Source organism: Kitasatospora sp. NE20-6 (genome assembly GCF_045862635.1).
The window spans coordinates 113334-124596 of record NZ_BPRL01000022.1; the positions used below are offsets into that span (position 1 = coordinate 113334).

Annotated in this window: 8 protein-coding genes; 1 reads left to right on the forward strand and 7 read right to left on the reverse strand. The window is 72.0% G+C overall.

Going from position 1 to position 11263, the window contains the following annotated elements; translation table 11 throughout:
• Nucleotides 1–551 precede the first annotated feature (551 nt).
• The gene (locus SNE206_RS19295) at nucleotides 552–2660 is read left to right on the forward strand and encodes a cellulose binding domain-containing protein (RefSeq protein WP_407914653.1); all 2109 of its coding nucleotides are present in this window, start codon (nucleotides 552–554) and stop codon (nucleotides 2658–2660) included.
• A gap of 164 nt (nucleotides 2661–2824) precedes the next feature.
• Here the strand turns inward: SNE206_RS19295 and SNE206_RS19300 are convergent, their stop codons facing one another.
• The 7 genes from SNE206_RS19300 to SNE206_RS19330 form a co-directional block, all read right to left on the reverse strand.
• Nucleotides 2825–4555 carry a ricin-type beta-trefoil lectin domain protein gene (locus tag SNE206_RS19300; RefSeq protein ID WP_407914654.1) on the reverse strand — a complete coding sequence of 577 codons (1731 nt, stop codon included), beginning with the start codon at nucleotides 4553–4555 and terminating at the stop codon, nucleotides 2825–2827.
• A gap of 717 nt (nucleotides 4556–5272) precedes the next feature.
• On the reverse strand, nucleotides 5273–7654 hold the full coding sequence (locus SNE206_RS19305; RefSeq protein ID WP_407914655.1) for an FHA domain-containing protein: 2382 nt from the start codon (nucleotides 7652–7654) through the stop codon (nucleotides 5273–5275).
• 312 nt (nucleotides 7655–7966) lie between these two features.
• On the reverse strand, nucleotides 7967–8737 hold the full coding sequence (locus SNE206_RS19310) for a thioesterase II family protein (protein WP_407914656.1): 771 nt from the start codon (nucleotides 8735–8737) through the stop codon (nucleotides 7967–7969).
• A gap of 2 nt (nucleotides 8738–8739) precedes the next feature.
• Entirely contained in the window at nucleotides 8740–8940 is a 201-nt protein-coding gene (locus SNE206_RS19315) for a hypothetical protein (RefSeq protein WP_407914657.1), read from the reverse strand.
• 9 nt (nucleotides 8941–8949) lie between these two features.
• The gene (locus tag SNE206_RS19320; RefSeq protein WP_407914658.1) at nucleotides 8950–9699 is read right to left on the reverse strand and encodes an SRPBCC family protein; all 750 of its coding nucleotides are present in this window, start codon (nucleotides 9697–9699) and stop codon (nucleotides 8950–8952) included.
• Nucleotides 9700–9729: 30 nt separating this feature from the next.
• Complete coding sequence (locus SNE206_RS19325) at nucleotides 9730–11034, reverse strand: cytochrome P450 (RefSeq protein ID WP_407914659.1); 1305 nt, start codon at nucleotides 11032–11034, stop codon at nucleotides 9730–9732.
• An 11-nt stretch (nucleotides 11035–11045) separates the two neighbouring features.
• On the reverse strand, nucleotides 11046–11261 hold the full coding sequence (locus SNE206_RS19330) for an MbtH family protein (protein WP_407914660.1): 216 nt from the start codon (nucleotides 11259–11261) through the stop codon (nucleotides 11046–11048).
• Between the last annotated feature and the right edge of the window lie 2 nt (nucleotides 11262–11263).

The window sequence follows — 11263 nt, forward strand, 5'->3', positions numbered from 1 at the left end:
GCCCGGAGCGGACGCGAAAACGCCCGGCACCACCGGCCCGTGACACGACACGCGGACCACACGGACGTGGACCGCACGGACCACACGGACCGCACGGACGTGGACCGCCGATCACCCGCAGCGCCGTTCCGGGAACGCGACCGACACGGACTTCCGACATCGGGCCACGGGCCCGCTCCCCCGACAGGCCGACAGGGCGGCAGGGCGAGCGGGCCCGTGGCCGGTTCGGAGGCCGTAGGAACGGGCAGGGCCTTCGGGCCGACGCGCCGGTCCACGACAGCGGGCTCATGCTGCACCGGGTGCGGTCGGGGAACGCCTCAACAGCCCGGCGGTGGACCGGAGATGCGCCCACCGGTGCGATCCTGCGTCTCAACGTGTCAGGAAGATTGACATGCCCGGCGCACCCTCCCATCATGGGAGCGCTCCCAAGGCACCCGTCTCACGCATCGTCGACGGTTGAAGCGGCGCCGTACGCCGCACAGTTCCCCGTCCATCGTCCGGCTCCGCGGCGTGGCCCCGGGCCGGCGTCCCACCCGGGAGGAACACCCCCCATGCTGTTCCGCAAGAGACCAGACCGGCTCCGCCGCCCCCTCGCCGTGACGGCCTCGGCCGCCCTGGCCGTGGTGGCCGCGGCGCTGCCGCTGTCCACCCCCGCCGTTGCGGCCGACCCGGCCGCCACCGGCGACACCACGGTCACGGTCAACGCGAACGCGGGCCTGGGCACCGTCAGTTCCACCGCGCTCGGCGCCAACACCGCCATCTGGGACTCGTTCATGAACGACCCCCAGGTGGTCTCCCTGTACAAGGCTGCCGGGATCGGCGCGCTGCGCTACCCGGGCGGCTCCTACTCCGACATCTACCACTGGGTCGACAACACCGCACCCGGCGGTTACGTCGCCCCCGGCACCGACTTCGACGCCTTCATGGGAACCGTGAAGGCCTCCGGCGCCCAGCCGATCCTGATCGCCAACTACGGCTCCGGCACGGCCCAGGAGGCCGCGGACTGGGTCCGGTACGCCAACGTCACCAAGGGCTACGCGGCGAAGTACTGGGAGATCGGCAACGAGATCTACGGCAACGGCGTCTACGGCAACGGCTGGGAGAACGACGTCCACGCCGACAAGACGCCGGACCAGTACGCCAGGGAGGTCAAGGCGTACGCCGCGGCCATGAAGGCCGTCGACCCCACCGTCAAGATCGGTGCGGTGCTCACCATGCCCGGCAACTGGCCGGACGGCCTGGTGGCCGCCGGCGACACCGGCGACTGGAACCACACCGTGCTCGCCGCCGTCGCCCACGACATCGACTTCGTCAGCGTCCACTGGTATCCCAACACCAGCAACGGCGACCAGTCGCTGGCCGCCGTACAGCAGTTGCCCGGTGAGCTCCGCGAGGTGCGCAACCTGGTGAACCAGTACGCGGGTGCCGACTCCGCGAACATCGGCATCGCGATGACCGAGGTGAACTCCAACTCCGGCGGCGGCGCCTTCACCAGCCGCCCCAACGGCCTGTTCGCCGCGGAGGCCGTGATCACGGCGCTGGAGAACGGCGTCTTCAGCGTGGACTGGTGGGACACCCACAACGGCGCAGGCGCCATCACCACCGTGGGCGGTGAGACCGACTACGGCGACATGGGCATGCTGTCGAACGGCAGTTGCTCCGGCAGCGTCTGCGAGCCTGCGGTGAACACCCCGTTCGCGCCGTACCACGGCATCAAGTCGCTGGGCGCCCTCAGCGACCCGGGCGACAGCATGGTGGCCTCCGGCTCCTCCGGCGCCGAGGTGTCGTCGCACGCGGTGCTCCGGGCCAACGGTGACCTCAGCGTTCTGCTGCTGAACAAGAGTTCCTCCGCCCAGCACACCGTGGACCTGCGGTACCAGGGCTTCACCGCCGGCTCTGCGGCGCCCTCGGTCCAGCGGTGGGCGCCCGGTGACGACGGCCTGGTGGACGCGACCGGCACCGCCACCGCCGCCTCGGCGACCCTGGCCCCGTACTCCATCACCGTGCTGACCGTGCACCCGAAGAGCGGCACCGGCTCGTCCGCCGCCACCGTCGGCACCCCCGGTGCGCCGCGGACCACCGCGGTGGGCGCGGGCACCGTCGCCCTGAACTGGCCGGCCGCCAGCGGCTCGGTGGACCGCTACGAGGTCTACGAGCAGCTCGGCACCACCATCCAGCTGCTCGGTTCGTCCACCGGCACCTCCGCCACGCTCTACAACCTGCCGCCGGGCTCCCGGCACACGGTCAACGTGCTGGCCCGGGACCAGGCGGGGCGCCTCTCCCGGCCCTCCGTCCCGCTGACCTTCACCACCGGCACACCGAACGACAGCACCTGCGCCGTCTCGTACCAGGTGACCACCGGCTGGGGCAACGGCTTCGTCTCCAACGTCGTGGTGAGCAACCTCGGCCCGGCGGACATCAACGGCTGGACGCTGGACTTCGACTGGCCCTCGACCGGTCAGTCCGCCGCCTCGTGGTGGAACGCCAACATCACCAGCACGGGGCAGCACGTCCGTGTGACCAACGGCGAGTACAACGCGCGGCTCGCGCCGAACGGCGGCAACTCCGTCAACTTCGGCTTCGTCGGCGGCAACAACGGCGCCAACCCGTCCCCGACGGTCTTCAGGCTGAACGGAACGGTCTGCCGGACCATCATCTGATCCGCACCCCCGCACCGGTGGGGGCGGCACCCCGCCGCCCCCATCCGGTGCGCTTCTCCGGGCCGACGAGAAGGTCGCGTCCGCGGTCGCGCCGAGCACGAAGTCGAGGGGCCCCACCGTCCGGTGGGGCCCCTTGCCGTGCACGGCCGAGGTCCTGCCCGCTCTCAGGCCAGGGAGAACTTCTGGGCGCCGGAGCCGTTGCAGTCCCAGATCTGCAGCCGGGTGCCGTTCGCGGTGGCACCGGACGGGGAGTCGATGCACCGGCCGCTGGTCGGGTTCGACAGCGAACCGTCGGTGTTGGCGACCCAGTTCTGGTAGCCGCTGCCGTTGCAGGTGGCCAGCTGGAGCTGCGTGCCTGCGGCGCTGTTGCCGCCGGCGATGTCCAGGCACCTGCCCAGCGTGCGCAGGGTCTGGCCGCTCCAGGTCCACTTCTGGTCGAGTGCGGTCGCCTGCTGGCAGTCCCAGAGCTGGACCGCGGTGCCGTCGCCGCCGATGTCGTCACCCGCCACGTCCACGCACTTGCCACCCGGACCGTAGACCGGGGTGCCGATGGCGAACTTCTGGGCGCCGGAGCCGTTGCAGTCCCAGATCTGCAGCCGGGTGCCGTTCGCGGTGGCGCCGGACGGGGAGTCGATGCACCGGCCGCTGATCGGGTTCCGCAGCGAACCGTCGGACTGCCGCACCCACGCCTGGTAGCCACCGCTGTTGCACGTGGCGAGCTGCAGCTTCGTACCTGCCGCGCTGTTGCCGCCGGCGATGTCCAGGCACTTGCCGAGGGTCTGCAGGGTCTGGCCGCCCCAGGTCCAGTGCTGGTCCTTGGCCCCCGACTGGCAGTCCCACAGCTGCACCGCCGCACCGTCGCCGCCGGCGTCGTCACCCGCCACGTCCACGCACTTGCCACCGGGGCCGGTGATCGACTGGCCCGTCACGGAGCCGCCGCCACCACCACCGGAGCCGGCGCCCTTGTTGTACACGGCCACCGAGTCGATGATCAGCTTGCCGCCCGAGACCGTGGCCGCGTTCGGGCCCCCGCCGAAGGCGTCCGGGAAGCCGCCGCCGATCGCCAGGTCGTAGATGATGAAGAACGGGTGGTCGATCGCGTTGGCCCAGGTCGTCGCATCCACCTGGTTGGCGTTGACGGTGTAGAAGTTGTTCCCGTCGAGGTAGAACCGGACCTGCTCCGGCGACACCGAGCGGTCGATCTCCGCCGCGTAGTCGTGGAAGCCGGTCTGACAGCCCGGACAGGCGCGCTCGCCCGAGCCGATGCCGGTCGACTCGTTGCACGGACCGCCCGGGTTCACGCCGCAGTGGATCGTGCTGAAGACGGAGCTGCGGCCGTTGATGTCCTCCATGATGTCGATCTCGCCGGACTTCGGCCAGGTCACACCGTCGCGCAGGGGTGCGCCGAGCATCCAGAACGCCGGCCAGTACCCCGCACCGTTGGCGGTGTTGACGTTCGGCTGCTGCAGGACGGACTCGATGCGCACGACTCCGCCCGCCGGGGCGCCGAAGCCCGCCGACTGGGTCTCCACGCGCCCGGAGGTCCATCCGCTCCGCGGGTCGGAACCGGAATGCAGGGCCTGGAGCACCAGGTGGCCCTGGCCGTCGTGGTAGACGTTCGAGGTGCTGCTGGTCATGGTTTCGATCTCACCGGTGCCGAAGTTGCTGCCCGGCCCGGTGTCGTACTTCCACAGGCTCTGATCGATACCGGTCCCGGACGCACCGTTGAAGTCGTCGCTCCAGGTGAGCGAGAAGCCCGAGGGCGTGGGGGGCACCGCCGCCTCGGCGCTCGCTGTCGCGACGACGGTGGCCGCCACCGTGACCGCGAGGACGGGGACCAGTGAGAGCGCTCTCTTCCACGCACGGAGCTGTGTCCGCGCAATGAGAAATGTCATGTATGCAGCATGGCGATCGGCCATCCGTTCGACAAGAAGGTCGACGCATCCATCTTCCGGAAGCCCGCGGAACGCACTCCCCGCAACCCGGACACGGCGGAAGCCCACACTCGCCGGCACCACAGCAACGGTTCGCCGTTCCGGCTGGTCAGAGACTGTGTCATGAGTGCGTTCGGCCGGCACGGCGTCAGGGACGGGTCCGTCACGGAGACCGTCCGACAGGGCGGTGCGGCATCGGTGGCGGCAGTGCCGGACGATGGCCCGACATCTGCGCCCCAGGGGGACCGGGCCCGCACGAGGTCCGGCGCGCTTCGGTGAAGCTGCCTGCCCGACCTGACAGTTGACACGAGTCGGCGGGCTCCTGCCACGGCGAGGGGCGCCGGGCCTGGGTCCGTACCGTCAGCGGCTCCGTGCCGCATCCGGTGGTGACGAAGGGTGACGGTCGCCGCCGGCACGGCATGCTGGACGTCGCGCTGCCGACGGCGCTCGGCGGGCACCGGGAACAGCCCGCAGACCTCCTCGTACGCCCGGCGGGCGGCGAACCGGCCGCGGGCGGCCGCGGGCGGCGAACCGGCCGCGAACGGAACGGACGGAACACGCGGAACGGGCCACCGTTGTCGGTGACGCTCGTGACCGGCGGCCCTCCGGCCGGCCGCTCCGGCTCCTTCCCGGTGGTCCTCGTGCTCCCGGCCGTTCCGCTACCTTCCCCTGCTTCCGCTACTTCCGCATGATCGCCGGTTCCTGCCGGCGCAGCAGAGCCAGTACGGCGAGGCCCAGCGCCACCGAGAGGGCGATCAGCATCACCATGCAGCGCAGCCAGCGGGAGCGGTCGGGCCGGAACAGCGGATCGGCTGTGATCCCGGTCGGGAAGACCGCGTGCAGATCGATGGTCTGGGCCATCGCGGCCAGACCCCATCGCGACGGCACCAGCCAGGCGAACTGCTCCAGGCCGGGCACCCCGTACAGCTTCAGCATGGCGCCGCTGAACACGATCTGCACCACCGAGAGGAGCACCAGCATCGGCATGGTGGCCTCCTCCTTGCGGACCAGCGCGGAGACCAGCAGGCCGAGCATCATGGAGGAGAACGAGAGCAACGCGACGGCGATGACCAGCTCGGCCAGCGGCGGCAGCACCACCCCGCTTTCCACCTGGTGTCCGGTCGGCAGGGTCGGGCTCAGGTCGACGCCCGCCAGGCCGACGGTGGTCAGCACGGCCGCCTGCACCACCGTGACCGTGCCGAGCACCACCACCTTGGAGACCAGGTAGGCCGATCTGGACAGGCCGACCACGCGTTCGCGCTGGTAGATCGGCCGTTCCTTGACCACCTCGCGGACCGCGTTGGCGGAGCCGGTGAGCACGCCGCCGATGCAGAGCGTGAGCACGACGTTGATCGCGTTCTCCGAGGAGATCGATGTGCCGGCCATCGCCCGGCACATCACGCCGATGACGAACGGCAGGGCGATCATCACGGTGAGGAAGAGCCGGTCGGCGGCGAGCACCGAGGTGTACCGGCGGACCAGTGTGGACAGCTGGGAGAACCAGCCCTGCGGCTGCCCCGGGCCGATCCGTCTCCCGGCGGGGTGCCCGCCGTCCGGCGCGGCCGGGTACCGGGGGTGGACGGCCTGCGCCGCTCCGGCGGCCACGTACTGCCGGTACTGCGGGGACTCCCGGAACCGGCGCTGCCAGGCGGCGTGGTCCTCGCTCTCGAAGGCCTCGAAGGCCTCCGGCCACTCGGTGAAGCCGAAGAACGGCAGTGCCTCGTCGGGCGGGCCGTAGTAGGCGGTCCGGCCGCCGGGGGCCAGGACCAGCAGCCGGTCGCAGACGTTCAGGCTGAGCACGCTGTGGGTGACGACGACGACCGTGCGGCCGTCGTCGGCGAGGCCTCGCAGCATCCGCATCACCGAGCGCTCCATCCCCGGGTCCAGCCCGGAGGTGGGCTCGTCGAGGAAGAGCAGCGACGGTTTGGTGAGCAGTTCCAGGGCGACGCTGACGCGTTTGCGCTGGCCGCCGGAGAGGCTGGAGATCACCAGGTCGGCGCGGCTGTCCAGGCCGAGTTCCCGGATCACCTCGGCGACCCGGGCCTCCCGCTCGTGTTTGGCGGTGTCGCCGGGGAAGCGTAATTCGGCTGCGTAGGAGAGCGCGCGGCGCACGGTCAGCTGGGTGTGCAGGATGTCGTCCTGCGGCACCAGGCCGATCCGGCGCCGCAGTTCGGCGTAGTCGCGGTAGAGGTCGCGTCCGTCGTAGAGGACGGTGCCCTCGTCGGCGGGGCGCAGCCCGGTGAGCGCGTTGAGCAGGGTGGACTTGCCGGCGCCGCTGGGGCCGGCCACCGCGAGCAGCGTCTTCTCGGCGAGGGGGAAGCCGACGCCGTCCAGCAGCACGCGCCGGTCCGGGCCGACCCGGACGACCAGGCCCTGGACGTCGAGCGAGACCTCGCCGGTGTCGGTGTACTCGACCAGTTCGTCGCCGGAGAGGCAGAGTGCGGAGCGGCCGATGCCGATGATGTCGGCCGGGCCGACCGGGGCCCGCTCCACCGGGCGGCCGTTGACGTAGGTGCCGTTGTGGCTGGCCAGGTCGACGATCTCGTGGCCGCCGTCCGGCAGGATGCGGAGCTCGGCGTGGTGCCGGGAGGCTTCCAGGTCGTCGAGGACGAGGTCGTTGTCGCGGGCCCGTCCGATCCGCACCGTCCGGCCGGGCAGCCGCAGCACGGTGCTCGGCTGGCGGAACACGCTGGAGGCCTGCGGGGCGAGCAGCGAGGTCCGCTCGCCGGAGGCCGGTGCGGGCAGGTCGGCGAAGGTGGCGGACGGGCCGTCGGCCGGGCTGCCGAACCGCAGCCGGACGCCGGGGCCGATGTCCTCGTGCTGGATCCGGCGGCCGTCGGCGAAGGTGCCGTTGGTGCTGCCGACGTCCTCCAGCAGCCAGTGTCCGGCGGTGGCGCGCAGCACGGCGTGGTGCCAGGAGACCCGGGGGTCGTCGAGGACGATCTCGCCGGTCGGGTCGCGGCCGACGTGGTAGGCGCGGCACGGATCGATCAGCTGCGAGTCCGTGTCGGTGACGAGAACCAGTGGCGGCGCGGCAGGCGCGCCCGGGCGCTCTCCCATAGTTCGGATTCTAAGGCTTGTCCGGTCATCGATCTCGCGACGGGGCGCGGCCGCCTCCCGGTCACGGCCGCCGATCCCGGCCCGCCGGCCCCCTGCCGGGCGGGTCGCACCCGCCCCAGCGCCTCCGACCCGATCGTCTCCGGACCGATCGCCTCCGGACCGACCGCCGTGGCCGAGCACCGTGCGTACCCGGTCCGTGACGATCCGGTCCTTGACGACCCGGCGTGGGGCTGGCAGCACGCGACAGGTACCGGGTGCCGTGTCGGCGGCCCGGCCGGGTTCCCTCCCGGGCCGGGCCGGGCCGCCGCACGCTCATGCGAGCCGGGCGGTGATGTCGGCGAGCAGGTCGGCCTCGGAGGGGTCCAGGTAGAAGTGGCCGCCCGGGAACCAGCGGTGCTCGAAACCTCCGGGGCCGGTCAGTTCGGACCAGGCGCGGACACCGTCCGGTGGGCAGTACGGGTCGCTCTCCCCTGCGTACGCGGTGATGGGTGCACGCAGGGGTTTCGGCTGCCGGGGGCGGTACGTCTCGATGAGCCGGTAGTCGGCGCGCAGCGCCGGGAGGATCAGCTCGCGCAGGTCCGGGTCGTCGTAGGCCTCCGTGCCGGGGCCGCCCAGTCGGCGGACGTTCGCGATCAGCGCCTCGTCGTCCCGGGTGTGCAGTTCGGTGGCTGCGGCGCGGTGCGGGGCGACGCGGCCCGAGACCAGCAGGCGGGTGGGCGTGAGGCCGCGGTCGTCGAGCCGCCGGGCGACCTCGTAGGCCACCGCCGAGCCCATGCTGTGACCGAACAGTGCCAGCGGTCGGTCCAGGTACGCCTCCAGGGCGGTGTGGATCTCTTCCGCGAGGGTCGGCAGGTCGGGGGCGAAGGGCTCCAGGAGTCTGTTCTGCCGGCCCGGGTAGCGGACCGCCAGGAGCTCGACGTCGGCCGGCAGGAGTGCGGGCCACCCGTGGAAGAGATGGGTGGTGCCGCCCGCGTGCGGGAAGCAGACCAGCCGCAGCCTGGGCCGCTGTGCACGCCGGTGCACGCGGAACCAGACGCCGGGGTCGCTCCGTACGGGTGACGGCCTGGTGTCCGGGTGTCCCACGGCTACCACCGGCTGCGTGACGGTGCGGGGCCGAGCTTGGCGGCGAGTGCCGAGAGGAAGACCGGGAGCTTGTCCACCATGGCCCTGGGGACCGGGGTGGTCTGGACGGTGTCCCGTGCCACGTCCTGGACGACGAGGGTGTAGCTGCCGTTCTCCTCGACGAGTTCGGCGGCGTAGAGGAGTGTTTCCACAGAGGTTTCCATCGGGGTCTCCTATGCTCGGGTGTCGTTGAGCCAGGCGGTCCATGCCTTGGCGGCCGTCTGTTCGTCGGCGTCCTCGGCGAACAGGTGGTGGCCCAGCCAGATCGGTACGTTCCAGGTGCTGCCGTTGAAGAACCGGTACAGCGCGTCCGGGCCGCGCAGGCCGACGAAATCGGTGCTGAGCCAGTCCACGACCACCTCCTCCGGGCCGCCGTCCCGGCCCGGGACGCGGAGCGGCAGCCGGTCGCCGACGACCGCGTCCTCGGGGAGGCCGAGGTGGCGGCGCAGGGCGGCGAAGTCGGCCGGGTCGTCGGTGGGTCCGGGGCGCTGGGCCCTGGCGTAGACGGCGGGGCGGCCGGCGAAGTGCCGCAGGTACTCGGCGAGGCCGTGCTGGTAGAAGTCGACGTGCTTCTCGGCCGCGTCCGACTTGGCGTCCCACCTCCAGGTGTCGTCGACGACGCCCGTGTGCACCCAGTGGATTCCCATGCGCAAGCGGCTCGTGCCGTCGTCGGCCGGCTCGATCCGGTAGGTGAGCGTGTTGGAGAACCCGCCGTCCTGGGTCGCCCGGACCGCGAAGTGCCGCGGCGGCTCCCACGCCACGACGGTGGAGTCACCCCGGGTGGCCTTTCCGCCGACGCGCGGCTCGACCTCCATGGGGTAGAGCCAGCCGAGGTTCCCGGCGCCGGTGGCGACCGCGTCCCAGACCTGCTCGGGGGTGGCGGGCAGGTCCTGCTCCCGGCGGACCTCGAACTCTCGGGCCATGGTCGGTTCTCCTTCGTCGTCGTTCATGTGTCAGTAGGTGAGCGGGAGGGCGCTCAGCCGTCGTTGCAGCGGGTTGGGCCGCCATTCGAGGGCCGCCCCGCCGGCGGCTTCGTCGGCGAGGCGCAGCTGTGGCAGCCGACGGACCAGCGTGCCGACGGCGACCTCCGCCTGGAGCTTGGCCAGCGGGCCGCCGAGGCAGAAGTGCGGGCCGTTGCCGAAGCTCAGGTGCCGGTTGCCGGGGCGGGTGAGGTCGAGCCGGTCCGGGTCCTCGAAGCGTTCGGGGTCGCGGTTGGTCGCGGCGAGGAACAGGTACACCAGCTCGCCCTCGCGGAGCGTCCGCCCGCCGATCCGGAGGTCCTCCGCGACGACCCGGACGATCGCCTGGGTCACCGTGTCGTAGCGGGCCAGTTCCTCGACGGCGTCGCGGATCAGGCCGGGGTCCGCGCGCAGCCGGGCGAGCTGCTCCGGGTGGCGCAGCAGGGCGAGCACGCCGTTGCCGATGAGGTGGGTGGTGGTCTCGTCGCCCGCGGTGATGAGGACGAAGCAGGTGGACAGCAGTTCGGAGTCGGTGAGCCGGTCGTCCTGCGCCTGGGTGGCGACCAGGGCGCTGATCAGGTCGTCGCCCGGTTCACGCCGGCGCTGCCTGATGAGCCCGGACAGGTACTCCTCGTACTGTTCGATCGCCGCCTCGGACTTGTCGATGTCCTCGCTGAGCCGGCCGAAGCGGCGGAACCAGTCCTTGACCTGCGGCCGGTCCTCGTCCGGGATGCCGAACAGTTCGCAGACCACGGACATCGGCAGCGGGGCGGCGACCGCCTCGATCAGGTCCATGGCCGGACCGGCCGCGACCGCCGCGTCGACGAGCCGGTCGACGATCCGCTGGATGCCGTCGCGCAGGGCTTCGACCCGCCGGGCGGTGAAGGCCCGGTTGGCCAGCTTGCGCAGCCGTGCGTGGTCCGGCGGGTCGGTGTTGGTCATCACCCGGCCGAGTCGGTCGGTGAGCCGGCTGAGGGCCTTCAGGTCGCCGCCGAGCGCGCTGTAGGCGCGGGTCATCCGGTCGCGGTCGTTGGACAGCCGCGGGTCGCTCAGCGCCGTCTCGACGTCGGCGTACCGGGTGAGGTACCAGACGCCCTGGGCGCTGCGGTGGACGGGGCTCTCCTGCCGCATGCGGGCGTAGAACGGGTACGGGTCCTGCCGGGCCCCGGGGGTGAGCAGTGCCGCGGCGAGGTCGTCGGGGGCGGCGAGGTCGGCGGGGGCGGCGGGGGCAGGGAGGTCGGCGGGCGGGGCGAGGCCCGCGGTGTCGCGGGCCTCGCCGGTGGTTTCGGTCGGGTTCACTGCGGGCCGCGCTACCGCTGGGCGTTCATGGCGTCGGCGAGGCTCCTGGGCCGCATGTCGGTCCAGGCCTGCTCGACGTGCTCCAGGCAGGCGGCGTGGGTGTCGGGGCCGTGGGCGACGGTCCAGCCGGCGGGGACGTCCGCGAACTGCGGCCACAGCGAGTGCTGGTTCTCGTCGTTGACGAGCACGAGGAAGGTGCCGTCCTGGTCGTCGAAGGGGTTGGTCATGG